General features: G+C 70.7%; 25 protein-coding genes. 9 read left to right on the top strand and 16 right to left on the bottom strand.

Annotation, left to right across the window (positions count from 1 at the left end; all coding sequences use genetic code 11):
• The first annotated feature begins 1 nt into the window (after window position 1).
• Genes F1734_RS11725 through F1734_RS11705 form a run of 5 tightly spaced genes read left to right on the top strand, consistent with a single transcriptional unit; the run spans window position 2 to window position 4657 of the window.
• Complete coding sequence (locus F1734_RS11725) at window positions 2-916, top strand: ABC transporter ATP-binding protein (RefSeq protein ID WP_010592776.1); 915 nt, start codon at window positions 2-4, stop codon at window positions 914-916.
• Window positions 913-2514, top strand: coding sequence for an ABC transporter permease (locus F1734_RS11720; protein ID WP_203011710.1), 1602 nt, complete (start codon window positions 913-915; stop codon window positions 2512-2514). The genes F1734_RS11725 and F1734_RS11720 overlap by 4 nt, the downstream gene beginning before the upstream one ends.
• A 57-nt stretch (window positions 2515-2571) precedes the next feature.
• A complete protein-coding gene (locus F1734_RS11715) occupies window positions 2572-3150 on the top strand; it encodes a TetR/AcrR family transcriptional regulator (protein WP_017680535.1) in 579 nt (192 codons plus the stop codon).
• On the top strand, window positions 3147-3881 hold the full coding sequence (locus F1734_RS11710; protein WP_017680534.1) for an ABC transporter ATP-binding protein: 735 nt from the start codon (window positions 3147-3149) through the stop codon (window positions 3879-3881). Before F1734_RS11715 ends, F1734_RS11710 begins: the two co-directional genes overlap by 4 nt.
• Window positions 3878-4657 carry an ABC transporter permease gene (locus tag F1734_RS11705; protein WP_017680533.1) on the top strand — a complete coding sequence of 260 codons (780 nt, stop codon included), beginning with the start codon at window positions 3878-3880 and terminating at the stop codon, window positions 4655-4657. Before F1734_RS11710 ends, F1734_RS11705 begins: the two co-directional genes overlap by 4 nt.
• Before the next feature lie 83 nt (window positions 4658-4740).
• Here the strand turns inward: F1734_RS11705 and F1734_RS11700 are convergent, their stop codons facing one another.
• The 3 genes from F1734_RS11700 to nhaA form a co-directional block, all read right to left on the bottom strand.
• Window positions 4741-4887, bottom strand: coding sequence for a hypothetical protein (locus F1734_RS11700; RefSeq protein WP_017680532.1), 147 nt, complete (start codon window positions 4885-4887; stop codon window positions 4741-4743).
• Between the two features lie 26 nt (window positions 4888-4913).
• Complete coding sequence (locus F1734_RS11695) at window positions 4914-7916, bottom strand: UPF0182 family protein (RefSeq protein ID WP_203011708.1); 3003 nt, start codon at window positions 7914-7916, stop codon at window positions 4914-4916.
• A gap of 139 nt (window positions 7917-8055) precedes the next feature.
• The gene (nhaA, locus tag F1734_RS11690; RefSeq protein ID WP_010592782.1) at window positions 8056-9282 is read right to left on the bottom strand and encodes a Na+/H+ antiporter NhaA; all 1227 of its coding nucleotides are present in this window, start codon (window positions 9280-9282) and stop codon (window positions 8056-8058) included.
• Between the two features lie 590 nt (window positions 9283-9872).
• Here nhaA and F1734_RS26260 point away from each other — a divergent pair.
• Window positions 9873-10148, top strand: coding sequence for a hypothetical protein (locus F1734_RS26260; RefSeq protein ID WP_225222746.1), 276 nt, complete (start codon window positions 9873-9875; stop codon window positions 10146-10148).
• Window positions 10145-10999, top strand: coding sequence for an SDR family oxidoreductase (locus F1734_RS11680; RefSeq protein ID WP_234420184.1), 855 nt, complete (start codon window positions 10145-10147; stop codon window positions 10997-10999). Before F1734_RS26260 ends, F1734_RS11680 begins: the two co-directional genes overlap by 4 nt.
• A gap of 9 nt (window positions 11000-11008) precedes the next feature.
• Here the strand turns inward: F1734_RS11680 and F1734_RS11675 are convergent, their stop codons facing one another.
• From F1734_RS11675 to F1734_RS11625, 11 genes are all read right to left on the bottom strand, one after another.
• On the bottom strand, window positions 11009-11479 hold the full coding sequence (locus F1734_RS11675) for a hypothetical protein (RefSeq protein ID WP_230831617.1): 471 nt from the start codon (window positions 11477-11479) through the stop codon (window positions 11009-11011).
• Window positions 11480-11572: 93 nt separating this feature from the next.
• A complete protein-coding gene (gene mutM, locus F1734_RS11670) occupies window positions 11573-12442 on the bottom strand; it encodes a bifunctional DNA-formamidopyrimidine glycosylase/DNA-(apurinic or apyrimidinic site) lyase (protein ID WP_017680528.1) in 870 nt (289 codons plus the stop codon).
• 6 nt (window positions 12443-12448) lie between these two features.
• On the bottom strand, window positions 12449-13210 hold the full coding sequence (gene rnc, locus F1734_RS11665; protein WP_010592787.1) for a ribonuclease III: 762 nt from the start codon (window positions 13208-13210) through the stop codon (window positions 12449-12451).
• Between the two features lie 20 nt (window positions 13211-13230).
• Window positions 13231-13413 (bottom strand): 50S ribosomal protein L32, encoded by a 183-nt coding sequence (gene rpmF, locus F1734_RS11660; RefSeq protein ID WP_003939052.1) that lies wholly within the window; start codon window positions 13411-13413, stop codon window positions 13231-13233.
• A gap of 2 nt (window positions 13414-13415) precedes the next feature.
• Window positions 13416-14030, bottom strand: a complete 615-nt coding sequence (locus F1734_RS11655; RefSeq protein ID WP_228287161.1) for a YceD family protein — start codon at window positions 14028-14030, stop codon at window positions 13416-13418.
• A gap of 117 nt (window positions 14031-14147) precedes the next feature.
• Window positions 14148-14909, bottom strand: a complete 762-nt coding sequence (locus tag F1734_RS11650; RefSeq protein WP_010592789.1) for a DivIVA domain-containing protein — start codon at window positions 14907-14909, stop codon at window positions 14148-14150.
• 191 nt (window positions 14910-15100) lie between these two features.
• Window positions 15101-15595, bottom strand: coding sequence for a pantetheine-phosphate adenylyltransferase (gene coaD, locus F1734_RS11645; RefSeq protein WP_003939055.1), 495 nt, complete (start codon window positions 15593-15595; stop codon window positions 15101-15103).
• Window positions 15592-16224 (bottom strand): 16S rRNA (guanine(966)-N(2))-methyltransferase RsmD, encoded by a 633-nt coding sequence (gene rsmD / locus F1734_RS11640; protein WP_228287162.1) that lies wholly within the window; start codon window positions 16222-16224, stop codon window positions 15592-15594. Before rsmD ends, coaD begins: the two co-directional genes overlap by 4 nt.
• Complete coding sequence (locus F1734_RS11635; protein WP_203011705.1) at window positions 16181-19582, bottom strand: pyruvate carboxylase; 3402 nt, start codon at window positions 19580-19582, stop codon at window positions 16181-16183. Before F1734_RS11635 ends, rsmD begins: the two co-directional genes overlap by 44 nt.
• Window positions 19583-19766: 184 nt before the next feature.
• A complete protein-coding gene (gene recG, locus F1734_RS11630; protein WP_010592792.1) occupies window positions 19767-22070 on the bottom strand; it encodes an ATP-dependent DNA helicase RecG in 2304 nt (767 codons plus the stop codon).
• Window positions 22071-22129: 59 nt separating this feature from the next.
• On the bottom strand, window positions 22130-23767 hold the full coding sequence (locus F1734_RS11625) for a DAK2 domain-containing protein (protein WP_017680525.1): 1638 nt from the start codon (window positions 23765-23767) through the stop codon (window positions 22130-22132).
• A 197-nt stretch (window positions 23768-23964) separates the two neighbouring features.
• Between F1734_RS11625 and rpmB the strand changes: the two genes are divergently transcribed.
• Complete coding sequence (gene rpmB, locus F1734_RS11620) at window positions 23965-24156, top strand: 50S ribosomal protein L28 (protein ID WP_003939060.1); 192 nt, start codon at window positions 23965-23967, stop codon at window positions 24154-24156.
• 156 nt (window positions 24157-24312) lie between these two features.
• A complete protein-coding gene (locus tag F1734_RS11615; protein WP_010592795.1) occupies window positions 24313-25104 on the top strand; it encodes an enoyl-CoA hydratase-related protein in 792 nt (263 codons plus the stop codon).
• Between the two features lie 68 nt (window positions 25105-25172).
• On the opposite strand, the gene F1734_RS11610 is transcribed toward F1734_RS11615, so the two are convergent.
• A complete protein-coding gene (locus F1734_RS11610; protein WP_010592796.1) occupies window positions 25173-25850 on the bottom strand; it encodes a uracil-DNA glycosylase in 678 nt (225 codons plus the stop codon).
• 18 nt (window positions 25851-25868) lie between these two features.
• Window positions 25869-26390, bottom strand: coding sequence for a gamma carbonic anhydrase family protein (locus tag F1734_RS11605; protein WP_010592797.1), 522 nt, complete (start codon window positions 26388-26390; stop codon window positions 25869-25871).
• Window position 26391: the final 1 nt, after the last annotated feature.

The raw sequence follows: 26391 nt of genomic DNA, 5'->3' as shown, positions 1-26391 counted from the left end.
CATGAACACGATCGTCGAGGTCCACGACCTCACCAAGACGTTCGGCGCCACGACCGCGCTGGACGGTCTCAGCTTTCAGGTCGGCCGCGGTGAGGTGGCCGGCTTCCTCGGCCCCAACGGTGCCGGCAAGTCCACGACCATCCGGATCCTGCTGGGGCTCCTGCGCGCCGACGGCGGCTCCGCAACCGTGCTCGGGTTCGATCCGTGGCGCGATGCCGTCGAGTTGCACCGGCACCTCGCGTACGTCCCGGGCGAGGTGAACCTGTGGCCGTCGCTCACCGGCGGCGAGGCCATCGACTTCCTGTGCCGACTGCGGGGAGGGGCCGACCGCGCACGTCGCACCGAGCTGGTCGAACGCTTCGAACTCGACCCTCGCAAGAAGTGCCGCGCCTATTCCAAGGGCAACCGCCAGAAGGTGGCGCTGATCTCGGCACTCGCCTCGGACGTGGATCTCCTCGTCCTCGACGAGCCGACGTCCGGCCTCGACCCGTTGATGGAGCGGGTGTTCCAGGACTGTGTTGCCGAAGCGACCCAGCGCGGGTCGTCGGTGTTGCTGTCGAGTCACATCCTCGCCGAGGTGGAAAAGCTCTGCGACACCGTGACGATCATCCGGGACGGACGGACCGTGGAATCCGGGTCGCTGGCCCAGCTGCGGCATCTCACCCGGTCGACGATCACGGTCCGCACCGACCTCGACGCGTCCGGACTGGCGCAGGTCGAAGGCGTACACGAGCTGCGAAACGAGCACGGGCACACCGTGTTCGAGGTCGACAACGGTCACCTCGAGGAGGTGGTCCGCCGGCTCGCGGAGTACGGCGTCCGCAGCCTCGAGAGCGCACCGCCGTCGCTCGAGGAGCTGTTCCTGCGCCACTACGGCAGCGATCGACAGGTCGCCGGCGTGGGCGGCGGACGATGAACGCCTTCGCCGGGACCGCCTTCCTGGTCCGCTTCGACCTGCGCCGGGACCGGATCCGGCTGCCGCTGTGGGTGATCGGCATCTCGGCCCTGGCGGCGTACTTCGTCGCGGCCCTGCGGCTGGCGTACCCGGACACCGAGGACCTCCGCAGCGTGGCCGGTTTCGCCGACAATCCAGCGGGGGTGATGATGTCGGGTCCCGGCTACGGCATGGACGACCCCACGCTCGAGGCATTCGTGGCGAACCAGTACGGGCTGTACCTGCTGGTCGCCGCCGGGTTCATGAATATCCTCCTCGTCGTCCGGCACACCCGGGGCGAGGAGGAGAACGGTCGCACCGAACTCGTCCTGGCGGGTCAGGTGGGCCGGCGCGCCCCGCTGACCGCGGCCCTGGTCACCGCGCTCGTCGCGAACGCCGCCCTCGTCGTGGCCGGCGGCGCGGCAATGACGGCGGCCGGGGTGGACGCCGGCGGGGCGGTGCTGTTCGCCGCCGGGTTCGCGGCGCTGGGGCTGTTCTTCGCCGCACTCACCGCCCTGGTGTGCCAGGTGTGCGAACACGCGCGCACCGCCACAGGACTGGCTGCAGCGGCACTGGGAACGGCCTTCGTCGTGCGGGGCGTCGGCGACGTCCTGGAGCGGCACGGCAGCGCGGTGTCCTGGCTGTCCCCCATCGCCTGGTCTCAGCAGACGCGAGCATTCGTCGATCCGCGATGGGGACCGCTGGCCTTGTCGTTCGGGTTCGCGGCGGTCGCCGCAGCGGCCGCGTACCGGGTCGTGGACCGTCGCGACCTCGGCGCCGGACTGGTGCCCCCGCGGCCGGGCCGCGACGAGGCGGCACCGGCGCTGGCGACCCCGTTCGCGCTGGCGCTACGGTTACAGCGCGGCAGCATCGCCGGGTGGGGCACGGGCCTGGCACTGACGGGATTGTTCTACGGCTCCCTGACCGGCTCGATCGCCGAGAGCTTCGCGAACCTGCCCGAGGACATTCTTGTGCTCATGGGTGGTTCGACCGCGAATCTCGTCGACGGCTTCCTGGGCCTGACCGGGTACACGATGGCCTTCCTCGCCTCCTGCTTCGCGATCCTGTCCGTCCGTCGCTTGCGGAGCGAGGAGCAGTCGGGCCGGATCGAGCCCGTCTTGGCGACCGCGACGGGCCGGGCCGGATGGATGGCAGCGGGGCTGTCCGTGACCGCCCTGGGCGTGGTGGCGCTCCTCGCACTCGCCGGCCTGGGGACCGGGCTGGGGGCTGCGGCGTCCACCGGCGAGCCGATCCGGGTGGCCGCGTCGGTATGGGCGCTTCTCGGCTACGTTCCCGCCGTGCTCGGTGTCGCGGCGATCGCAGCGGCGCTGTTCGGTCTCGTCCCTCGCGCCTTCGATCTGGTCTGGGTGCTGGTCGTCTACGGCTACCTGGTGGGCAGTTTCGGACCGATCCTGGATCTGCCCGGCAGCACCGGCGCTCTCTCCCCGCTGAACCATGTACGGCAGATGCCGCTCGAACCGTTCGCCGCGGGTTCCTTCGTCGCTCTCGTCGTTCTGGCCGCGCTCGTCACGGCGGCCGGGCTGGCCGCGTTCCGGCGGCGCGACCTCCGGAGCGCATGACCCACCCGCGGCGGACTCTCCTTGCCCCTCCGTAATGTTAGTAGCTAACATTACGGGGTGTCCAAGTCCGCGCGAACCCGTCAGCGCATCCAGGCGACGGCGGTGCACCTGTTCACCGAGGACGGCTACGACGCCGTCACCGTGGACCGGATCGCCTCCGCCGCCGGGGTGTCGCACATGACGTTCTTCCGGCACTTTCCGTCCAAGGATGCGGTCCTGCTCGACGACCCCTACGATCCGGTCATCGCGGAGGCCGTGGCCGCGCAACCGGCGGACCGGAGCCCGCTGGAACGGGCGTGCCGGGGGATCCTCGAGGCCTGGGCGCAGATTCCCGAGAGCGACCTCGGGGACGTGCGCACCCGCCTGAGAATCGTCGCGACGCATCCCCGGCTGCGCGCGCGGATGTGGGAGAACACGCTGCGCACCCAGGAGGCCGTCGCCGCCGCGCTCGCCGAACCGGGCACCCGACGACTCGAAGCCGCCGTCGCCGCCGGGGCCTGCATGGGCGCCCTCATGGCGGCGCTGACGGACTGGGCAGAGACCGGCGACGGGACGCTCGGCAACCGCATCGCGTCGGCCCTGCGCCAGCTCGTACCGCAGGCCCATCCCTCGCGGCAGTCGCGGGAGACGTCATGACGACGGTCGGCGACGTCGTGCTCGAGTGCCGCGACGTGTGCACACGCTACGGCTCCACGACGGTGCTCGAGAACGTCTCCACCGAGGTGCGTGCGGGCGAGGTGCACGCCTTCGTGGGCCTCAACGGGGCAGGCAAGACGACCCTGATGCGCCTGTTCCTCGGCATGATCGAGCCCGACGACGGAATCGTGCGCGTCCGGGGCCTGGCACCGGCGTCGATGCCGGCTCGGCACTGGACGGGGGTCGGGCACCTCGTCGAAACACCGCTTCTCTACCCCGAACTCACCGTCGTGCAGAACCTGCGCATCGCGGGGCGTCTCGCCGGCCTGTCCGCGGCGGGCGCCACCGCCGCGGCCGACCGGTGGATCGAGGAACTCGTCCTGGCCCGGTGGGCGCGGACCGGTGCCCGGAAACTGTCCCTCGGCAACCGGCAGCGACTGGGGCTGGCCGCGGCACTGATCGCGGACCCGGATGTGCTGATCCTGGACGAGCCGACCAATGCGCTGGATCCGGCCGGGATCATGCTGTTGCGCACGCTGCTGCAGCGCAGCCGGGAGCGTGGCACGGCGACGCTGGTGTCGAGTCACCACCTCGACGAGGTCGCCCGCGTGGCCGACCGCATCACAGTCGTGAACGAGGGGCGCACCGTCGGCGCCCTCGACCCTCGCGGCATCGATCTCGAGCGGCAGTTCTTCGACCTGGTGTACCGCGACAGCGAGGCGCGCCGATGACCACGTCCGAGCAGGTCCGGGCCGCACTGGCGGTGGAATGGGCCAAGTTCCGGCGGGCGCGTCCCGTGTGGGTCACCACCGTCCTCCTCACGACGGGGGTGGTGGCCATGTGCGTGCTGACCCTGCGATCCGTGCACGGCGCCGACGCCACGATGGCGGGCAAGGCGCAGGCGATCGTCGAGGACGGCGGCCGTGCGGGGCTGTTCGCCGCAGCCGATACCATCGTCTCGGTGGGCGGGCTTCTCGGGTTCGGTGTGGTCGTCGGCTGGGTCTTCGGCCGCGAGTTCACCGACGGGGCGATCAGCGGGCTGTGGGCCGCCCCGGTCTCCCGCCCGGCCGTCGCTGCAGCGAAACTGCTGATCCTGCTGACCTGGTCCGTCGCCGTCAGCGTCGCGACGGGCGCCGCGCTTGCGGTCGCGGGAACGTTCGTCGACGACGATCCCCTCGACCCCGGGACGGCTGCGCTCGTCGGCCGATTCCTCGCCGTAGCCCTGCTCACCGCGGGGCTCGCCGTTCCCTGCGCCTGGGTCGCCACCGTGGCACGGGGATACCTGCCCGCGATCGGGACGATCATCGCCGTGGTGATCGCCGCCCAGATGGCGGTCATGACGGGAGCCGGCGGCTGGTTCCCGTTCTCCGCTCCGGGTCTGTGGGCGGCGGGACCGCAGGCCGGTTCCGTGACCGCTCCGCAGCTCGTGCTGGCCCTCACCGTTCCGGTCGTCTCGGCGGGCCTGACCCTGTGGTCGTGGCGTCGGCTCAGCCTCGTGCACCAGTGACTTCAGGCGGGACCGAGGCTCCCTCGATCCGGGCCTGATGCCCGGAGTGCCGGGAAATCCGGTCGGCGATCGGTGCTCGCATTTCACGACCAGGGAGGCACCATGGGCCGTGCCGCGGTGGACGTGCCGCCCGGGACGACGTCCCGCCGTCCGAGATCGTGGTCGTCGACACCGATCCGTTGATGCGCGAGGTCGCCGCCCACGGCAGCCACGATTGCGAGCGGCTCCACGACACCGGCATCGGCCGCGGTGAACCTCAGTTGGGGCTTCCCCCGGCCGCCAGGAAGTTGTCGACGGCGCGTTGGAGCCGGTCGAGCGCGGCGCCGTACGACGTGAAGTCGCCCGTGCGCTGAGCCTCGCGCAGATCCGCCAGGGCGCTGTTCAGTTCGACGACGGCGGCGGTCAGCTGCTCCGGGGTCGGCTCCGCGGCCGGCGGGGGCGCGGTGGTCGGCGGCACCGCGGCGCCGTCCTCGGGCGGCGGCGCGGTCGCAGGATCCGGCGAGGTCGCGGCGTCTCCTCCGGGCGCGGTCGCCACCCGGCCCGTTCCCGCCCCGAAGACCTGGTCGAGGGCCTCGGCGAGGGTGGGCGCGTACCCGACACGGACGCCGCCGGCGCTGGGTTCGCGATAGCTGACCAGCACCCGCGACAACTGCGGGAACGTCGAACCGTCGGCGGTGCTCGTGAGACGTTCGGTGAACAGGGGCTCGACGTAGAGCACCCCGCCGTCCGCTATCGGCAGCGTCAGCAGATTGCCGTAGTGGATCCGGTTTGACCGCTCGAGCAGGGTGCGTTCGGAGGCCACCCGGGTGTCGGAGATCATCGAGTTCTGGGTCTGCTGCGGACCCTGGGTCTGCGTGTCGGTCGGCAGCTGCAGCACCTCCATCCGGCCGTAGTTGTCCGGGTCGGAGTCCACCGAGATGTAGGCGGAGAGGAATTCTCGGTTGAACCCCACCATCGCGCTGGCCAGACGGAAGGACGGTTCCGCGCTCTCGCGGTCACCGACCAGCACGTAGTACGGCGGCTGAGACCCCACGGCCTCGGAGGTGGGGTCGCTGGGAACGGACCAGAACGCATTGTTGGTGAAGAATTCCCGTGGGTCGTCGACGTGGTACTTCGCGAGCCGGTCCCGCTGGAGACCGAAGAGGTCCTCCGGGTAACGGAAGTGGGAGCGCAGTTCCGGGCTGATCGATTCCGGCGGTTGCACGGCGTCGGGGAAGGCGCCCATCCACGCCGCGAGGACCGGGTCGTTCGTGTCCACCTGGTAGAGGGTGACGGTGCCGTCGTAGGCGTCCACCGTGGCCTTGACCGAGTTCCTGATGTAGGAGACGGCCTCACCCGGCAACAGCCGGCCGGTCTCGGTGACGCCGGCGCCGGGCAGCGCGCCGGCCTGGGAGTACGGGTAGTGCGCGAGGGTGGTGTAGCCGTCGACGATCCAGACGATCCGGCCTGCCACCACCGCCGGGTACGGGTTGGCGTCGGTGCGCAGCCACGGCGCGACCCGCTCCACGCGGGTCTTCGGATCACGATCGAAGATGATCTTCGAATCCGCCCCGATGGCGCCGGAGAACAGGATGTTGCGCTCGCCGTAGCGCACCGCGAAGGCCAGCCGGTTGATCCAGCTCCCGATCGGCACTCCCCCGCTTCCGGTGTAGGTGTACTGGGAGGTGTCCGTGTCGTACTCGCGCGGCGCCGCACCGGCGGGCCCGCCGACGATCGCGTAGTCCGGGTCCGACGCCGCGATCAGCTCACCGAAGTAGATGCGCGGTTGCTCGACCGGGATCAGTTGCCGGCCGGAGGCCTGGGAAGCGATGTCGCTGACGGTGTAGATGGGGTAACCGCTGTCGCTTCCGCTGCCGGCCGCGGCCGCGTCCCGGACGGCGGCGTTGACCCGGTTCGCCGGCGCCGCCACGAATCCGTTGCCGTGGGTGTAGACGGTGTGCCGGTTGATCCACTGGGTCTGGTTGCCGCTCAGACTGTCCGGGGAGAGTTCCCGGGCGGCGACGATGTAGTCACCGACCTTCCCGTCGATGGTGTACCGGTCGATGTCCAGCTGCGGAGTGAACCCGTAGAAGTTCTTCAGCTGCTGTTGCTGGGTGAAGGTCCTGGAGAGCACGTTCGGGTCCAGCAGCCGGGCATTGGCGATCGTGGTGACGTCGGCCGGGATCTCCCGCGGCGGCCGGGTTCCGACCCCGGGATAGTCGAGGTACTCGACGCGATCGGCCTCGATCTCGTACGCCTGCCTGGTCGCGGCGATGTTGCGCTCGATGTACGGGCTCTCGCGATCGGCCGCATTCGGGCGCACCGAGAACTGCTCCGTGAGCGCCGGGAAGACACCGCCGACGACGATCGACGACAGGACCAGGAGCGCGGTCGCCATCAACGGCACCCGCAGGTCGTCCAGCATTATCGAGGCGAAGAACGCCGCCGCGCAGAGCACGGCGATCGCCACCAGGATCAGGCGCGCCGGCAGGACCGCGTTGATGTCGGTGAACCCGGCCCCGGTGAACGTCGGTTCCTTCCGGCCGCTCCACAACAACTCGTACCGGTCGAACCAGTACGCGACCGCCTTGAGCGCGACGAAGCTCCCGGCGAGAACCGCGATCTGGATCCGGGCCGCGCGCGTCGTCGCGCCGGTGGTACCGCGTCGGGTCTCGGAGCCGGTCGTGAAGGGCACCCGGAGTCCACCGAAGAGGTAGTGGGTAGCCGCGCAGAGCACGAGTGCCAGGAACAGCGCGACGAACGCCCACGTCAGCAGGAGCCGGTAGAAGGGCAGGTCGAAGACGTAGAACCCGATATCGTGCCCGAACTCGGCGTCGGAGCTACCGAATGCTCCGCCGTGGAGGAAGAGCTGCACTCTGGCCCACTGGCTCTGTGCGCTCAGGCCGAAGAACAGTCCCAGCAGCAGCGGGATGCCGATCGCGTACAGTTTCGGGCGCCGCAGCACCATGATCCGGTATCGCTCGATCGGATCGTCCGGACCGGTGGCGAACAGAGGGCGCGATCGGTACGCCCACACCGTCGCTCCGAAGAGCAGCCCCGTCACCACCAGCGTCACCACGGCGAACAGCACCAGCCGGGTCACGAGGACGGTGCCCCACACGTCTCGGTAGCCGACTTCCCCGAACCAGAGCCAGTCCGTGTACACCGCCACCAGCCGAGGTCCCACGACGAGCAGAGCGAAGAGGACCAGAAACGCGACGAGCGCCCGATACGCCCGGCGGGGTAGCACACGCGCGGGTTCGGAGGGATGCACGTCCACCTCCGATCACCCGCGTACACCGCGGTGGCCGGGGCGGCGCGGGATCGGGTGCCGCCGCGATGTCCGTCCGTCCATTCTAGGCGGGGTCGATCGCCTCGCCCAGGAATCGCCGATCCCTGTCACGCGACCCGGCGGAGCCTCAGCGCTGGTAGACGTCCGGGATGCCGTCGTGATCCGCGTCGACGGTCTCGAGTTCGGCGATCCTGCGGTAGGCCCGGTTCCGGGAGCGGAGCACGACCGAGGCGGCGAGCGCCGCCGTGAGGGAGCCGACGAGGACGGCGACCTTGACGTGGTCGGCCGCGACCGTGCCGGCGCCGTACGCGAGATCCCCGATGAGCAGGGAGACGGTGAAGCCGATGCCGCCGAGCAGCGCGACCCCGAGCACGTCCAGCCAGCTCAGACCCTCGTCCAGGTGGGCGCGGGTGAACCGGGCCATCAGGTAGGTGACGCCGAAGATCCCGACGACCTTGCCGAGCACGAGGCCCGCGACGACACCGATCGAGATCGGGTCGCGGAGCGCTTCACCCAGGCCGTCGAGGCCACCGATCGTCACGCCGGCGGCGAAGAACGCGAAGATCGGGACAGCCACCCCGGCCGACAGTGGCCGGAGGCGATGTTCGAACTGCTCGGCCATGGCTTCGGTTCCGGTGCGTGTCCGGCGGGCGACCGGCACGGTGAACCCGAGCAGGACGCCGGCCACGGTGGCGTGCACGCCGGATTCGTGGACGAGGAACCATGTGAGCGCCGCCAGCGGCACCAGCAGCCACCAGAACCGGATGCCTCGCTGCACCGCGAGCGCGAAGGCGAGCAGCGGCAGCAGCGCCAGTCCGAGGTATACGAAGTCGAGGTCGTCGGTGTAGAACACCGCGATCACGGTGACGGCGAGCAGGTCGTCGACGACAGCGAGCGTCAGCAGGAAGGTACGCAGGGCGGCCGGGAGGTGCGTCCCGATGACGGCGAGGATGGCCACGGCGAAGGCGATGTCGGTGGCGGTGGGCACGGCCCATCCCGCCAGGGCGTCCCCTCCGCCACGCAGATTCACCGCGACGAACACCACGGCGGGAACCGCCATTCCCCCTACCGCGGCGGTGATCGGCACCGCGGCGCGCCGTAGATCGCGCAGGTCGCCGGCGACGAACTCGCGCTTGAGTTCCAGGCCGACGACGAAGAAGAAGATGGCGAGCAGGCCGTCGGCCGCCCACGTCCCGAGAGACAGGTCCAGATGCAGGGCGGACGGGCCCACCGTCGTGTCGCGGAGGCTGTGGTAGGCGTCGGACCACGGCGTGTTGGCCCAGATCAGGGCCGCGAGCGCGCCGATGAGCAGCAGGATGCCGCCGACCGTCTCCTTACGGAGAATCTCGGTCACCCGCTTGGATTCCTCCCACGATCCACGTGAGAGCAACGGCAGGCGGGAGAAGGGTGTCGTCATCGATCGTCCTCGGATTTCGCGCAGCGGTCATCGTTTGCCGACCAGACTTCCCGGCGCACCGAGTCCACCGTATCCCACCCGGCGCCCCCGATCCGAGCCGAGAGCACCGAAGGCGACACCGCCGCGCAGACGGCAATGCGGGTCTTCGGCGTCGACGATGCGGTGCACACCGGGCGTCCGCGCGAAACGCCGGACGGTCTTCCCGTCGCCCTGGCATCGCCCCCGTACCGGACCCGGCAGCTCGAGCGAGGCATTCTGCAAGCAGACGCGCGAGTGCGTGGGTCCCCGATCGCCGCGAATCAGAATGCATGCCGCGCGAACGGGATACGCTCCGGAAGGTGTTCACCGTCTCCGAGGTCGAGACATATTCGAAGCCTGCCCACTTCGCCCCCCGCGCCCCTGGGGTCGTGGACGTACTGCGATGTGACCGGTGTCGCCATCCGGTACCGCACAGATCCGCAGGCCCGACGCGTCACGTCCCGGGGGGCTTCGAGATCACCGAAGCGGTCGTCGAGATCGGATACGCGATGAACCGCGGCGTGGGGTCGATGGCCGGCGGCGGCTACATCCCACACATCGGCAGGCCCGGCACGGCCCTGAGCCACCCGACGCTGTACCCGATCGATCTCACCTACACGCAGGAGGGGCAAGCGGAGGGAACGATCGACCGGCATTTGCTCACCTGGGAGGAGAACCCCACCCAGAGGCACGTCGCCGACGCTCCGGCCGGATTGCCGATCGACGACGTCACGCGCGGCCACCAGGCCCTCCAGGTCGCCTCGGCACGGAGGTTGTGGACATGAGCGGGCATTTCGAAGGAGGGGTGTGCGTCGTCACGGGCGGGGCCTCGGGGATCGGCCGCGCCGTCGGCGAGGCGCTCGCGCGCGCGGGCGCGGTCGTCGTGCTCGCCGACCGAGACTCGGAGCGGCTCGCCGCGGCACGTGAGTCCCTCGTCGAGCACGCCGGCCGCGTCGAGTGCGCAACCGTGGACGTGATGCGGCAGCAGGAGGTCCAGCACCTGATCGAGGAGGCGGCCTCCCGCCACGGCCGCCTCGACTTCCTGTTCAACAACGCGGGGGTAGGCGGCACGTTGCCGATCGGTGAGGCGACGCTCGAACAGTGGCGGCGCATCGTGGATCTGAACCTGTGGGGTGTGATCTACGGGATCCATGCCGCCCTGCCGATCATGCGGAGGCAGGGCGGCGGTCACCTCGTCAACACCGCATCGGTCGCGGGGCTGGTGCCGTTCCCATATCAATCGCTCTACTGCACAACGAAATTCGGGATCGTAGGGTTGAGCGAAGCATTGCGGTACGAACTTGCCGCCGACGGCATCCGGGTCTCGGTGGTGTGCCCCGGCAACGTTGCCACCCGGATCTTCGAGACCTCGCTCATGGGAGATCCCGTCGCGGGCCGAGCCCCCGACGACTCGATCACCGCCGACGAGGCCGCGCGGACGATCCTGGACGCCGTCGCCGCGGGGGAAGGGATCATCGCCTTCCCCGAGGGCCCGAAACACCTTTGGGACGTCTACCGCACAGCCCCCGAGCAGGTCGCCGAATACATGCTGGGCCTGGCGGATCAACGCCGGTCCGCCTACGCGACGGACGACGCCGAGGCGCTGTTCCGCCCACGCCGGCTCGGAGACGGCTGAGCAGCGCCGCTACGGAGACGGATAGGTACTGATCGAGATCAGCGTCCCGTCACCACCCGACGAGACCGAGATGGAGGCGCCCTCCCCCGTCTTCCTGATCGTGAGACTCGTGCTGTACGGAGTGACACTTTCGGAGACCGTCTGCCACCCCTCCCGGCCCACGAAGTCGAGGTAGAAGGCGCCGACCTGTTCGATCGGGTCGGAGGTCGTCAGGACGGTCGAGCCGATCGATCGGCTGACGAGTGTCGACGGCTGATAGGCCGGGATCCCACCCGTCGCTTCGGTGACCTGCGGCTCGGTGCCCGGCTGCCCGGGTTCGGAACCGGCCGTCCCGGTCGGTGGGGTCGTCTCCGGGGCTGTCTCGGTGGTCGTCTGCGCCGACTCGCTCGGGTACGTGTCGTCGGTGCCGCAGCCGCCGACCGCGAGTGCCACCGCCAGCGCTGCCGCAGCCACGGGTACGGCCGTCCTCGATGTTCGCATGTGCGTCCTCCTCCGCCGCTCCCACTGTGCCTGCCCGGAGCGGGATCGTGAGGCGGATTCGCCGCTTCGACGGTTTCGGAGGTGGGCGGAAGCTCAGACTCGCCGCGCGCTCCGGGGCGGCGGCTGACAGGTCGGGCAACTGAACGACGAGCGGTTCATGAACTTCTCGCGCCGGACCGGCGTACCGCACCGTGGGCACGGCAGGTTCTCCTGGCCGTAGACGTTCAGCGACCGATCGAAGTATCCGGACTCGCCGTTGACGTTGACGTAGAGGGCATCGAACGAGGTGCCACCCTGCGCGAGTGCCTCGCCCATCACGTCGCGGGCCGCGTCGAGGAGCCGGCGCAGGGTCGGTCCCCCGAGCCGGTCGGCGGCACGGTTGCCGTGCACGCCGGCCCGCCACAGCGATTCGTCGGCGTAGATGTTGCCGATGCCCGACACGACGGTCTGGTCGAGGAGGAGGCGCTTGATCTCGGAGTGCTTGCCGCGCAGCACCTTCACCACGGCGGCCGCGTCGAACGCGGGGTCCAGGGGGTCGCGGGCGATGTGCGCGACGGGTTCCGGCAGGACGGCACCGTCGACCTCGACGAGCGGGGCGAGGGCCCAGCCGCCGAAGGTGCGCTGATCCACGAACCGCAGATCGGTGCCGTTGTCGAGAACGGCACGGATGCGCAGGTGTTTCTCGTCCGGCACCGCAGGCGGCTGGACCAGCATCTGTCCGCTCATCCCGAGATGCACGACCAGCGCGACGTCGGCGGGCTCGAGGACGAGCCACAGGTACTTGCCGCGACGCTGGACCGCGGCGACGGCCTGCCCGGTCAGCCGCAACGCGAGATCCCGCGGACCGGGTTCGTGCCGGCGCACCGCACGCGGATGCAGCACCTGGACGGACTCGATGGTGGCGCCCCGGACGTGCGCGTCCAGGCCGCGGCGGACGACCTCGACCTCGGGCAGTTCGGGCACGTCGGGTCAGTTCTGGTCGGCGGCGGCGCCGGTGGGGGCGGCGTCGCTGTCGGACAGGCTCTGCCAGGCCGCGGCGGCGGCCTTCTGCTCGGCTTCCTTCTTCGTGCGTCCCACGCCGACACCACGGGCGTCGCCCGCGACGATCACGGTCGCGGTGAATTCCTTGTCGTGGTCCGGGCCGGTGGCGGTGATCTCGTACGCGGGCACGCCCACGCCGCGTTCCGCGGTCAGTTCCTGCAGGCTCGTCTTCCAGTCGAGGCCGGCGCCGAGGCGCGGGCCCCGCTCCAGGAGTTCGGCGAACAGGCGCAGCACGACGGTGCGTGCGACGTCGATGCCGTGCTGCAGGTGGACGGCACCGAGCAGCGACTCCATGCCGTCCGCGAGGATGCTGGGCTTGTCACGGCCCCCGGTGAGTTCCTCACCCTTGCCGAGCAGCAGGTGCGGACCGAGGCCCCCCTCCCCGAGGGAGCGCGCGACCTCGGCGAGGGCGTGCATGTTCACCACCGAAGCGCGGATCTTCGCGAGTTCACCCTCGGACTTGTCCGGGTGTGACAGGTACAGCTTCTCGGTGACGGTGAGGCCCAGGACGGCGTCACCGAGGAACTCGAGACGCTCGTTGGTCGGCAGGCCGCCGTTCTCGTAGGCGTAGGAGCGGTGCGTGAGCGCAAGCGTCAGCAGCTCCGGATCCACATCGACACCGAGGGCGGCGAGAAGGGACACGTGTTCCCCTTCGCCGCCCTCGGATGCGGTGGTCGAATCGCTCGTCACGATGTCTCAGAATTCGAGAACTAGACGGCGGCGGTCACCTGACGGCCGTTGTAGGTGCCGCACGACGGGCACGCCACGTGGGGCAGCTTCTTCTCACCGCAGCCACGGTTCGGGCAGGTGACGAGCGTCGGCGCAGTGGTGTTCCACTGGCTCCGCCGCGACCGGGTGTTCGAACGCGACATTCTGCGCTTGGGGACGGCCACGTCTACTTCTCCTCGTTGTTCTTGCTGTCGGGTGCACTGCTGGGTTCTTCGGAGCCTGCGCCGAAAGCGGCTGCCAACCCAGCCCAGCGAGGATCCATTCTCTCATGCCCGTGCCCGGATTCCGCAATCGCCAGGCGAATGCCGCATTCGGGGCACAGTCCCGCGCAGTCGTCACTACACAACGGCCGCAGCGGAAGTTCCAGTCCGACGGTGTCGACGATGACCGGCTCGAGGTCGATCGTGTCGTCCACCAGGCGGTGGACCTCGTCCTCGTCGGTGGTCTGCTCCGTGACGCTGTTCGGGTAGGCGAACAGCTCCGTCAGGTACAACTCCACCGAGTCCTCGAAGGGTTCGAGGCAGCGCGAGCACTCGCCGACTGTATCGGCACGCACGGTCCCGGTGACGAGGACCCCCTCCGAGACCGCTTCCAACCGGAGGTCGAGTTCCACATCCGTGCCTTCCGCGATCGCGATCGCGTCGAGTCCGATCCGCACCGGCGCGGGTACCACTTCGCGGACGGTGCGCATGGAGCCCGGACGGCGGCCGAGCGAGAGTACGTCCAGCACGAGACCCGAATCCCGGGCGGGATGCTGGGAGCTGCGACGGCGGGCAGACACGGGAATGCTTCTTCCTCTTTCCAGGTGGCGGATGCCGCGGGGCGGCTGGGCAACCACTCCACGATACGCGACGGACCCGGGCGCGGCGAAATCGCCCCCGCGCGGACGCCGGTGGCGTCAGCGGCGCCGCTCGGACCGGCGTTCGGCTTCCGTGTAGTCGGGCACCCCGGCGCCTGTTCGCAACTGCTGCCGGCCGCGGCCCACCGACCGCAGGGTCGTGCCGAGCACGTCCTCGAACTCGGCGAGCTTGGAGTCGACGTACTCGTCGCATTCCGACCGCAACCGATCCGACTCGGCGTGTGCGGCGTCGATGACCCGGGCCGACTCGGCGTGCGCGGCCTGGACGACCTCCGTCTGCGACACCAGCCGGGCCTGCTCGGCCTCGCCGTCGGCGACCGACCGCTCGTACGAGGCCTTGCCTGCCTCGATCATGCGGTCGGCCTCGGCCTGCGCGCGGGCCGTCACGGACTCGTACTGGTCCTTGGCGTCGGCGATCGTGTCGTCGGCTTCGGCCTGGGCGTCGCGCAGCAGATCGTCGGCGTGGGCGCGGGCCTCCTGCACCATCCGGTCCGCCTGCGCCTTCGCGTCGGCGAGCATGCGATCCGCGTCCGCGCGGGCGTTGTCGAGAGTCTCGCGGGCCTCCGCGTCGGCATCCGCGACCGTCTTGTCGGCCTGAGTCCGCGCGTCCCCGATGAGCTTGTCGCGATGGTCCAAAACGTCCTGCGCGTCGTCCAGTTCCGCCGGCAGCGCGTCGCGGACGTCGTCGAGCAGATCCAGTACGTCGCCGCGCGGGACCACGCAGCTCGCGGTCATCGGGACACTGCGTGCTTCCTCGACGATCGCGACCAGCTCGTCGAGTGCCTCGAATACGCGGTACACGCCCAACCCCAATCGTCGTCCCGGCGCGGCCGGTGCGACCGGCGCCGGATGCAAGTCTGCCGCAGGTACCGTCCGAGTCGCGCATCGCGCACCCGGTGTGTCGGCAATCGAACGGGCCGCGCCGACCCGCCCGTCGGATCCGATCAGCGCTGCGCGGCTGGGTCCGATCAGCGCTGCGCGGCTGGGTCCGATCAGCGCTGCGCGGCTGTCCGCTCCGCGATCCGCGCCAGGAGCCGCTTGTGCACCGTTGCCGGAAGCATGTCGGCGACGTCGCCGCCGTAGGTGGCGACCTCCTTGACGAGTGAACTCGACAGGTAGCTGTAGGCCGGGTTGGTCGCGACGAAGAGGGTGTCGACGCCGGTGAGCTTGTGGTTCATCTGCGCCATCTGCAGCTCGTAGTCGAAGTCGTTGGCCCCGCGCAGGCCCTTGACGATGGCGGTGATCCCGTGGGCGCGTGCGTAGTCCACCAGCAGGCCCTGCCAGGAGTCGACGCGCACGTTGCCGAGATGGGCGGTGGCTTCGGTGAGCATCTCGATGCGCTCGGGGACCGTGAACATTCCCTGCTTGTTGGGGTTGATCACGACGGTCACCGTCACTTCGTCGAACTGCACGGCAGTCCGCGAGATGACGTCGAGGTGGCCGTTGGTCACGGGATCGAACGAACCGGGGCAGACCGCACTGCTCATGAGTCCGAACCGTAGCAGGTGGCGATCTCGATCCGGGTCTCACCGTACTTGCGGACGCGTTCCGGTTCGAGGGCGTCCGGCCAGACCGTCTCCGGCGAGCGGGAAGAACGCTCGAGCACCACCACCGAGCCCTCCCCCACCCAGCCCCCGTCGACCAAAACGGTGAGCATCGCGGACACCGCCTGCTCGGTCACCGCATACGGCGGATCTGCGAGCACGAGGTCGTAGACCCGGTCCGGGGCACCGCCGAGCACCGCGGCCACCGGCGCCGCCCGCAGCACCGCAGGCAGCCCGAGTTCGCGGATGTTCCGGCGAATCACCGCGGCGGCCTGCGCGTCGGACTCGACGAGCAGGGCGTGGGCAGCGCCCCGGGACAACGCCTCGAGTCCGAGCGCGCCGGAGCCGGCGTACAGGTCCAGCACCGACGCGCCGTCGAGCTCCATCCGGGCCGTGAGCGAGCTGAACAGCGCCTCGCGGACCCGCTCGGAGGTGGGGCGGGTCCCGCGGGGCGGCACCTTCAGGCGCCGCCCCCCGGCCCGGCCGGCCACGATCCGGGTCATCGCACCGTCCCGGAGAACCGTCCGATCACTCCGCGCTCTCCTCGGTGGACACGACGACCAGCAGGTCACCGCCCTCCACCTGGGACACCCCGGCGAGGGCGACGCGAGTGACCACGCCGCCGCGCGGAGCGGTGATCGCGGCCTCCATCTTCATCGCCTCGATGGTGGCGACGGTGTCGCCGGCGGCGACCCGGTCACCCTCGGCGACCAGGAGGGTCACGGCGCCGGCGAAGGGCGCGGCGACGTGCCCGGGGTTGGCGCGATCGGCCTTCTCCGCGGCCGGAACCTCGCTGGCGACGGACTTGTCGCGCACCGACACCGGGCGCAGCTGCCCGTTGAGGATGCACATCACGGTCCGGAAGCCGCGCTCGTCCGGCTCGGAGATCGCCTCGAGCCCGATCAGCAGCTCGACGCCCTTGTCCAGGCGCACCCGGTGTTCCTCCCCGCGCCGCAGCCCGTAGAAGAACTGGTTGGCCGACAGCTCCGAGGTGTCGCCGTAGCGGTCCCGGTGCTCGAGGAACGCCTGGGTCGGGCCGGGGAACAGCAGCCGGTTCAAGGTGGCGCGGCGCTCGGTGGAGGTGTCGTCGAGGGCCTTCTCCTCCTCGGACGTCAGCGGCACCTCGGCCTTGGGGGCGCCCCGGCCCTCGAGGGCCTTCGAGCGGAACGGCTCGGGCCACCCGCCGGGCGGAGTGCCGAGCTCGCCGCGGAGGAATCCGATCACCGAGTCCGGGATGTCGAAGCGGGACGGATCGGCCGCGAACTCCTCGCTGGCGACGCCGGAGCCCACCAGGTGCAGAGCCAGGTCACCGACGACCTTCGACGAGGGGGTGACCTTGACCAGCCGACCGAGCATCCGGTCGGCGGCGGCGTACTTTGCCTCGACCTCCTCGAACCGGTCACCCAAGCCCAGCGCGATGGCCTGCTGCCGCAGATTCGACAGCTGCCCGCCGGGGATCTCGTGGGTGTAGACGCGGCCCGTGGGTGCGGGCAGGCCCGACTCGAACGGCGCGTACACCTTGCGCAGCGCCTCCCAGTACGGCTCGAGGTCGCACACGGCCTGCAGGTCGAGGCCGGTGTCGTGCTCCGAGTGGGCCGCCGCGGCGACGATCGCCGACAGCGCGGGCTGACTGGTGGTGCCGGCCAGCGCGGCGGACGCCCCGTCGACGGCGTCGGCGCCGGCCTGCCACGCCGCGAGGTACGTCGCGAGCTGGCCGCCGGGGGTGTCGTGGGTGTGCACGTGCACCGGCAGGTCGAAGTTGCTGCGCAGCGCCGAGACCAGGGTGGCGGCCGCGGGGGCGCGCAGCAGTCCGGCCATGTCCTTGATCGCCAGCACGTGGGCCCCGGCCTCGACGATCTGCTCCGCCAGGCGCAGGTAGTAGTCGAGGGTGTAGAGCGTCTCTCCGGGATTCGACAGGTCCCCGGTGTAGGACATCGCGACCTCGGCCAGGGCGGTCCCGGTCTCGCGGACCGCGTCGATCGCCGGCCGCATCTGGTCGACGTTGTTCAGCGCGTCGAAGATGCGGAAGATGTCGATGCCGGTGTCGGTGGCCTCACGGACGAACGCGCGGGTCACCACCTCCGGGTACGGGGTGTAGCCGACCGTGTTCCGGCCGCGCAGCAGCATCTGCAGGTTGATGTTGGGGATGGCCTCGCGCAGCGCCGCGAGACGCTCCCACGGATCCTCGTGCAGGAACCGCAGCGCGACGTCGTAGGTGGCGCCGCCCCACGCCTCGATCGACAGCAGTTGCGGGGTCATCCGCGCGACGTGACCGGCGACGGTGAGCAGGTCCTTGCTGCGCACGCGGGTCGCGAGCAGCGACTGGTGCGCGTCGCGGAAGGTGGTGTCGGTGACGGCGAGGGCCTTCTGTTCGCGCAGCGCCTTCGCGAAGCCGTCCGGGCCGAGGGCGAGCAGCCGCTGCCGCGAGCCTGCCGGCGGGGCGGCGTCGAGGTCGATCTTCGGCAGCTTGTCGTGCGGGTACACCGTCGTCGGGCGCTCGCCGTGCGGCTTGTTCACCGTCACGTCGGCCAGGTACTCGACGATCTTGGTGCCGCGGTCCGCGGACGTCTTGGCGGTCAGCAACTGGGGTCGCTCGTCGATGAACGACGTGGTGACGTTGCCGGCCCGGAAGTCCGGGTCGTCGAGCACGGCCTGCAGGAAGGGGATGTTCGTCGACACGCCGCGGATGCGGAACTCGGTGACCGCGCGGCGGGCGCGGGCGACGGCGGTGGGCAGGTCGCGGCCGCGGGCCGTGAGCTTGACCAGCATCGAGTCGAAGTGGGCGGAGACCTCGGCGCCGACGGAGGTGCCGCCGTCGAGGCGGATGCCGGCGCCGCCGGGCGTGCGGTAGGCACTGATGCGGCCGGTGTCGGGCCGGAAGCCGTTGGCCGGATCCTCGGTGGTGATGCGGCACTGCAGCGCCGCGCCGCGGATGGCGACCTTGTCCTGCGACAGGCCCAGGTCGGTCAGCGACTCGCCGGAGGCGATGCGCAGCTGCGCCTGCACGAGGTCGACGTCGGTGATCTCCTCGGTAACCGTGTGCTCGACCTGGATACGCGGGTTCATCTCGATGAAGACGTGGTTGCCGCGGGAGTCGAGGAGGAATTCGACGGTGCCGGCGCAGCTGTAGCCGATCTGCTTCGCGAACGCGACGGCGTCCGCGCAGATCCGCTCGCGCAGCTCGGGCGCGAGGTTCGGTGCCGGGGCCAGCTCGATGACCTTCTGGTGGCGGCGCTGTAGCGAGCAGTCTCGCTCGAACAGGTGCATGACGTTGCCCTGGCCGTCGGCCAGGATCTGCACCTCGATGTGCCGGGGATCGACCACGGCCTGCTCGAGGAACACCGTGGGATCGCCGAACGCCGCGTCCGCCTCTCGGGACGCCGCCTCGATCGCCTCGCGCAGCTGGCTGCGCTCGGCGACGCGCCGCATGCCGCGTCCGCCGCCGCCGGCGACGGCCTTGACGAAGATCGGGAACTCCATCGACTCGGCCGCCTCGAGCAGCTCCTCGAGGTCGGCCGACGGCTCGGACGACGCCAGCACCGGCAGGCCCGCCGCCTTCGCCGCGGCGATCGCCCGGGCCTTGTTCCCGGTCAGCTCCAGCACGTGCGCCGACGGACCGATGAAGGTGATGCCTTCCGCCGCACACGCCGCCGCCAGATCCGGGTTCTCGGACAGGAAGCCGTAGCCGGGGTAGACCGCGTCGGCCCCGGCCTTCTTGGCGGCGGCGACGATCTCAGCCACGGACAGGTACGCGCGGACCGGATGCCCCTGCTCCCCGATCTGGTAGGCCTCGTCGGCCTTGAGCCGGTGCAGGGAATTGCGGTCCTCGTACGGAAACACCGCGACGGTACCGGCACCCAGTTCGTAGGCGGCACGGAACGCGCGGATCGCGATCTCGCCTCGGTTGGCGACAAGCACTTTGGAGAACATTGGACGACGGTACCGCGACGTAACACTCCGTTCGGCGCCTGCATCCCAGATCGTGGGACGAACGGCAGTCTTCGGCCGACTGAAACGATGCAGGTCGAGAGATCTTTAACGCGCCGGAAACACGGAGGAGGCGTCCGCCGTCACCTCACGCGGGCGCCGCACCCGACGTGCGCGAAACGTAACCTCACGACTTCTCGAGGTACGCGACCCGTTCGGTGTCGAGCGCGGCCGAGACCATGCGGGCCAGACCGGGGTGGTCCTCGAGCCGCGGATCACGGTCGGTCACCGCACGGGCGAAGGCCTGCGCGGCCGAGATGACCTCGACGTCGTCGACGAGCGAGAGCATCCGCAGCGTCGACGTGGTGCCCGACTGGGCGACGCCGAGCACGTCCCCCTCGCGGCGCTGCTGCAGGTCCAGCTGGGCGAGCGCGAATCCGTCGGTCGTCGCGGCGACGGCCTCGAGGCGGGCCATGGCGGGCGCGCCCGGTTTTGAATCGGTCACGAGCAGGCAGAGCCCCGCATGCCCGCCCCGGCCCACCCGGCCGCGCAGCTGATGCAGCTGGCTGACCCCGAAGCGATCGGCATCCACGATGACCATCACCGTCGCGTTGGGCACATCCACGCCCACTTCGACGACGGTGGTGCACACCAGCACGTCGATGTCGCCCGCGGCGAAGTCGCGCATCACCGCGTCCTTCTCGTCGGCGGGCAGGCGCCCGTGCAGCAGCCCGACCCGCAGATGGGCGAGCGGCCCCCCGGCGAGCTCCTCGAACTGCTGGAGAACCGACTTCGTCTCGGGAGGCGTGCCCTTTCCCCTGCGCCCGCCGGTCGTCTCCGCCTCGTCGACGTCGACGTCGACGAGGTCGGCGTCCTCGTCGCTGTCGCCGTCGCCGATGCGCGAGCACACCACATACGCCTGCCGGCCCGCCGCGACCTCCTCGCCGATGCGTTCCCAGGCGCGCGTCACCCAGCTCGGATGCACCTTCGCCGCCACGACCCGGCTGGTGATGGGCGACCGGCCGCGGGGCAGTTCCCGCAATGTGGACACCTCGAGGTCGCCGAGGACGGTCATCGCGATGGTGCGCGGGATCGGTGTCGCCGTCATCACCAGCACGTGCGGGCTGGCACCGTCGCGGCCGCGGTTGCGCAGCACGTCGCGCTGCTCCACCCCGAAGCGGTGTTGTTCGTCGACGACGACGAGCCCGAGGTCGTGGAACTCGACGCCCTGCTGGATCAGCGCGTGGGTGCCGATCACGAGCCCCGAGTCGCCGCTCACGATGTCGAGCAGGGCCTGCCGCTTGCGGGCCGTGCCCATCGATCCCGTCACGAGGGTGACCTTCGTGGCCAGTTCGTGGGCACCGAGTTCGCCCGCCTCGGCGAGGTCGCCGAGCATCCTCGTCAGCGACCGCGCATGCTGGGCGGCGAGAACTTCGGTCGGGGCGAGCAGCGCGCACTGGTGCCCCGCGTCGATGACCTGCAGCATGGCCCGCAGCGCCACGATCGTCTTGCCCGAACCGACCTCGCCCTGCAGCAACCGATTCATCGGATGCTCGCCGGCGAGGTCGGCCGCGATCTCGCCCGCGACGGCGAGCTGGCCGGCGGTCAGTTCGAACGGCAGCCTCCGATCGAACTCGTCGGCGATACCGCCGCTGCGGCGCGGGCACGCCGGGGCGGTGCGCACCGCGACGTCGTGTCGGCGCCGGGCGAGCACGAGCTGCACCGCCGCGGCCTCGTCGAACCGCAGGCGCTCGCGGGCGGCGGTGACGTCGTCCCGGTCGTCGGGCAGGTGGATGCGGCGCAGCGCCTCGTCCAGCCCGATCAGGCCGTGCTCGCGACGCACCCAGTCGGGCAGCGGGTCGTCGACGGTCTCGAGCTGGTCGAGGATCTGCCGCACGCATCGCATCACGGTCCACGATTCGACGTCGCGGGTGGCGGGATACATCGGGATGAGGGCCCGGTCGAAGATCGACATGTCGATGCCGCCGTCGCCCTGGGCACTGCGGGCCATCCCGGCGAGGGCGCCGGCGCCACGTACCCGGGCGGGCCGGGGGGCCGCGCCGCCGATCTCGGGGCCGCGGGGCTCGGGCAGGATGATGTAGCTCGGGTGGGCCAGGCTCCACTTGTCACGGAAGTACTTGACAGTGCCGGAGAACATGCCGCGCACCCCGGGCTTGATGTTGTACTTGACCTTGTGCGGGTTGAAGAAGGTCACGTCGATCTTCTGCCGGTCCGATTCGAGCACGACAGCGAGACGGGTACCGGGGCGGCTCTTCATCCGCACCTCGTCGGCCTTGGCCACCCGCGCGATGATCGTCACGTGCTGGCCCTCGGCCGGTTGCGAGTCGCCGAGCTCGGCGCCCTGGGTGGCGTACCGGTGGGGGTAGTGGCGCAGCAGGTCCTCGACGGTGGTCATGCCGAACGACTCGGCGAGTGCCTCCGCGGTCTTGCGGCCGAGAAGATGATCGAGTCGGTCCGCGAGTGTCGCCACTGCCGTCCTCTCCGCTCCGATCGACACCGGTATCCGGCGTCCGACTGTTCCTGTGCCGGCTATTCCACGCCGAGCTGCAGCAGGTCGCTGCGCTGCCCTCCGTGGTACACCAGCACCTCCACCTCGGGGTGGCGGTCGTTGACGTGCCGGGTCAGCTGCTCGGCGAGTCCGTCGGGGGCGTCGAGACCGACGAGCATCGTCACGAGCTCTCCGCCCGCGGCGAGCACCTTGTCGAGCAGCGACGCTCCCGCCGTCACGAGATCATGCTCGATGACTACGACATCGTGACCCGACAGGCCCAGGCTGTGCCCCGGCTCGCAGGTTCCCACCCAGGTCAGGGCGCGTTCGTTCGCGATGCGCAACGAGCCCCACCGCGTCGCGGCGGCCGCCTCCGACATGGCGAAGGCGTCGTCGGCGGAATCGCGGCTCGGGTCGTGCACCGCGAGCGACGCCAGCCCCTGCACCATCGACGAACAGGGCAGGAACATCACCTCACGCCGGTGGTCGCGGGCCGCCGCACCCACGGCGACGAGTTCCTGGGCGGGCAGCGCACCGTTGGGCAGAACCATCACGTCGCGGCTGCCCAGCCGGCGGATCGCGTCGAGCAGATGCCGGCGGGTGATCGGATGGTCCGCTCGCACGATCGCGGCACCCTCGGCTTCGAACAGTTCCGCCGCTCCGTCGCCGGCCACGACGGCGAGCACCGAGCGAGTTCCGGCACCGGAACCGACCGGATCGACGCCGCTCCGCTGCCGAGCCTCCAGCGCGAAGCAGGTGACGCTGACCTGGTGCAGCCTCCCGGCCTCCAGGCCGGCCTCGACGGCGGCTCCCGCGTCGCAGCAGTGCACGTGCACGGACCAGGTGCCGGCGCCGTCACCGACGACGGCAACCGAGTCCCCCAGCGCGTCGAGACGGGCACGCAGGACGTCCATGCGGGTGGTGTCGGAGCCTTCCACGAAGTACATGACCTCGAAGTCCTGGCCGTCGTCGCGGAGGCCGCGCCCGTCGTGCCCGACATGCCGGACGGGGGCGCCGGGCCGCGACGTCGCGATCGGCGCCCGGTCCGGACGCCGGCCGGAAACCGTCTCGACGAACGCGTCCAGCAGCAGGAGCAGACCGAGTCCACCGGCATCGACGACCCCAGCCTCGGCCAGCACGTCGAGCTGTGCCGTGGTGCGTTGCACGGCCTCGGCGGCGGCATCGGCCGCCGCGGTCGCCACCGCCACGAGCGAACCGGATCCGCCGGCCGCGTGCGCGCCGTCGGCGGCCGCGTGCAGCACACTGACGATCGTGCCCTCGGCGGGGCAGCTCAGGGCGCGGGTGACGAGGTCGGCGGCATGACACCAGGCGCGCCCGAGTTCGGCGCCGTCGACCACGACGGCACCGTCGAGCGCATCGGCCAGGCCACGCAGCATCTGGGCGAGGATGACCCCGGAGTTGCCGCGGGCGCCGTGGAAGGCGCCGCGCGCCAGGGCGCCGACGATCGTGGCGACATCGTCGGCGTCGGCCGCGGAGGTGTCGAGTTCCGCTGCCGCGGAGCGCAGGGTGACGAGCAGGTTGGTGCCGGTATCGCCGTCGGGGACGGGGAAGACGTTGAGGCTGTTGATCTCGTCGCGGCGCTCGGCGAGGACCCGCAACCCGAGATCCACCCATCTGCGCAGGGCGGTCCCGTCGACTGCTTCCCCGACCTCGAGCACCTGCTTCCCCCTCTTCGCCCACCACGCAACCGGTGACGCAAGGGTAACGGTGTGCCCGCAGGCCGGCCGGTTTGGCCATTGCCACACCCACCCGCTACGCTTGCAGGGTTGCCTCGCACGGGTGGCGGACGCCTTCCCGTGTTCGCAGGCCGACGAAGACACGAAAATATCCACTACTCACCAAGGAGTTCGCGACTATGGCTGCCGTCTGCGACGTATGCGCCAAGGGCCCCGGCTTCGGTAAGTCGGTCTCGCACTCGCACCGGCGTACCAACCGTCGTTGGAACCCGAACATCCAGAGCGTTCGCGCTCAGGTTGCCCCGGGCAACACGCGCAAGGTCAACGTGTGCACCTCCTGCCTCAAGGCAGGCAAGGTCGTCCGCGGCTGATATCCGGTTCGACGAGGCCCCGGCGTTGCGACGCCGGGGCCTCGTCGTGTCCGGTCCCCCTCGCGAGGGACTCGCAACCACCCGTCACAAGAGGCTCGCCCGGACGGTAGCGACGGCCTCGCACCGACCGTCGGGGCACCCGGTAGGGTGCCCCGGGTGACCGAATCAGTACTGTCCCACGTCCGTATCGAGGACGGCGTGCTGCGCATCGCCGTGGCGACCGCCGAGCGTGGCACCTCCCTCTCCCCCGCGGGCATGGCCCAGGGGATCGAGGCCCTGCGATCCGCCGGCGCCGGGGTCGGCGCCGTTCTGCTCGTCGGTGAAGGCGCCAACTTCTGCGCGGGCGGCGACGTCCGTGCGTTCGCCGCCGCGCCGGACCGCGGCGAGTTCGTCGGCGACGTCGCACGCCTGTTCCACGACTTCGTCCGTGCCCTCGACGCGGCTCGCATGCCCGTGGTGGCCGCGGTCCAGGGCTGGGCGGCGGGCGCGGGCATGAGCATCGTGCTGCACGCAGACATCGCACTCGGCGGTCCCTCGACGAAGCTGCGCCCGGCGTACCCGTCGATCGGGTTCACACCCGACGGCGGGATGTCGTGGACCTTGCCGCGCGTCGTGGGGGTCGCCCGCGCGCGGGAGATCATCCTGACCGACTGTGTCCTGAACGCCGACGAGGCCGTGCGGCTCGGGGTGCTCAGCCGTCTCGTGGCCGACGACGAGGTGCAGGGCGAGGCGATGCGGGTGGCTCGCACCCTCGCGAACGGTCCCACCGCCGCCTACGCCGGCATCCGGCGACTGGTGGCCGAGTCCACGGGACGGTCGTTGTCCGAGCAGCTCGACGCGGAGGCCGAGGCGATCGCCGCGGCGGCCACCACCCCCACGGGCATCGAGGGTGTCGACGCGTTCGTAGAGAAGCGGCGCCCCGACTTCGAGTCGATCGACCGGGGCTGAGCGACTGCGGCTGAGCGACCGGGGCTGAACGACCGGGCCTGAACGACCGGGGCTCAGCCGCACCCGGTTCAGGCCAGGCGCCAGTCCACCGGGTTCCCGCCCTGATCGGCCAGCAACGCGTTCGCTCGGCTGAAGGGGCGGGAACCGAAGAACCCGCGGGAGGCCGACAGCGGCGACGGGTGCGCCGACTTCACGGTGGGCACGTCGCCGAGCATCGGCTCGAGCGTGGCCGCGTCCCGACCCCACAGGATCGCGACGAGTGGTGCCGTGCGCGCGACGAGCGCTCGGATCGCCTGCTCGGTCACGCGCTCCCAGCCCTTGCCGCGGTGCGACGCGGGCTGGCCGGGCTGCACCGTCAGGACGCGGTTGAGCAGCAGCACCCCCTGCGCCGACCACGGCGTGAGGTCGCCGTTCGGTGGTGTCGGCAGGCCGAGGTCGTCGCTGTACTCGCGGTAGATGTTGGCCAGGCTGCGCGGCACCGGACGTACGTCCGGTGCGACCGAGAAGCTCAGCCCGACGGCATGACCCGGCGTCGGGTACGGGTCCTGGCCGACGATGAGCACCTTCACCCGGTCGAACGGCTCGGTGAAGGCCCGCAGCACGTTCGCGCCGGCGGGCAGGTAGCCACGTCCGGCGGCGTTCTCGGCGCGCAGGAAATCACCCATCGCGGCGATGTCGTCGGCGACGGGGGCCAGTGCCCGCGCCCAGCCCTCCTCGACGATCTCCGGCAAGGGTCGTACAGCCATCGGTGGTGCCCGGTCCTTCTAGTCGATCCGCCGCAGCGCGCCGCGGTAGTACTCGGCGTTCGCCGCGTACATCTTGGCGTTGGCGTCGATGTGCCCCTCCGGCACCTCGTATCCCTCCCGGACCTTCGCCGGGACACCCATCGCCATCGAGCGCGGCGGGACCTGGAAGCGGGGAGCCACGAGCGCACCGGCCGCGACGATCGCCCCGTCGCCGACGACGGAGCCGTTGAGCACGAGGGAGCCGGAACCGATCAGGCAGCCGTCGCCGATGGTGGAGCCCTCGATGTGGGCGTTGTGGCCGACGACGGTTCCGGCGCCGATGACGGTGGCGTCCACGGCGGTGCAGTGGATGATCGTCCCGTCCTGGATGTTGCTCTCGGCGCCGACGACGATCCGGCCGTAGTCGCCGCGCAGGACCGCGGTGGGCCACACCGAGGCGCGGGCACCGAGGGTGACGTCGCCGATGACCACCGCATCGGGATGGACCCAGGCGTCGGGATGAATATCGGGCACACGGTCGCCGAGCGCATACACAGCCATG

This window comes from Rhodococcus ruber, assembly GCF_016804345.1.
Classification (GTDB): Bacteria; Actinomycetota; Actinomycetes; order Mycobacteriales; family Mycobacteriaceae; genus Rhodococcus; species Rhodococcus ruber.
Note: the sequence above shows the minus strand (reverse complement) of the source record. Positions and strands in the feature narration are given on the sequence as shown.

Coding starts and splice junctions, on each gene's coding strand:
- F1734_RS11725 (WP_010592776.1), top strand. CDS start 2: ATGAACACGATCGTCGAGGTCCACGACCTCACCAAGACGTTCGGCGCC.
- F1734_RS11720 (WP_203011710.1), top strand. CDS start 913: ATGAACGCCTTCGCCGGGACCGCCTTCCTGGTCCGCTTCGACCTGCGC.
- F1734_RS11710 (WP_017680534.1), top strand. CDS start 3,147: ATGACGACGGTCGGCGACGTCGTGCTCGAGTGCCGCGACGTGTGCACA.
- F1734_RS11705 (WP_017680533.1), top strand. CDS start 3,878: ATGACCACGTCCGAGCAGGTCCGGGCCGCACTGGCGGTGGAATGGGCC.
- F1734_RS26260 (WP_225222746.1), top strand. CDS start 9,873: ATGAACCGCGGCGTGGGGTCGATGGCCGGCGGCGGCTACATCCCACAC.
- F1734_RS11680 (WP_234420184.1), top strand. CDS start 10,145: ATGAGCGGGCATTTCGAAGGAGGGGTGTGCGTCGTCACGGGCGGGGCC.
- F1734_RS11675 (WP_230831617.1), bottom strand. CDS start 11,479: ATGCGAACATCGAGGACGGCCGTACCCGTGGCTGCGGCAGCGCTGGCG.
- coaD (WP_003939055.1), bottom strand. CDS start 15,595: ATGAGCAGTGCGGTCTGCCCCGGTTCGTTCGATCCCGTGACCAACGGC.
- F1734_RS11635 (WP_203011705.1), bottom strand. CDS start 19,582: ATGTTCTCCAAAGTGCTTGTCGCCAACCGAGGCGAGATCGCGATCCGC.
- rpmB (WP_003939060.1), top strand. CDS start 23,965: ATGGCTGCCGTCTGCGACGTATGCGCCAAGGGCCCCGGCTTCGGTAAG.
- F1734_RS11610 (WP_010592796.1), bottom strand. CDS start 25,850: ATGGCTGTACGACCCTTGCCGGAGATCGTCGAGGAGGGCTGGGCGCGG.
- F1734_RS11605 (WP_010592797.1), bottom strand. CDS start 26,390: ATGGCTGTGTATGCGCTCGGCGACCGTGTGCCCGATATTCATCCCGAC.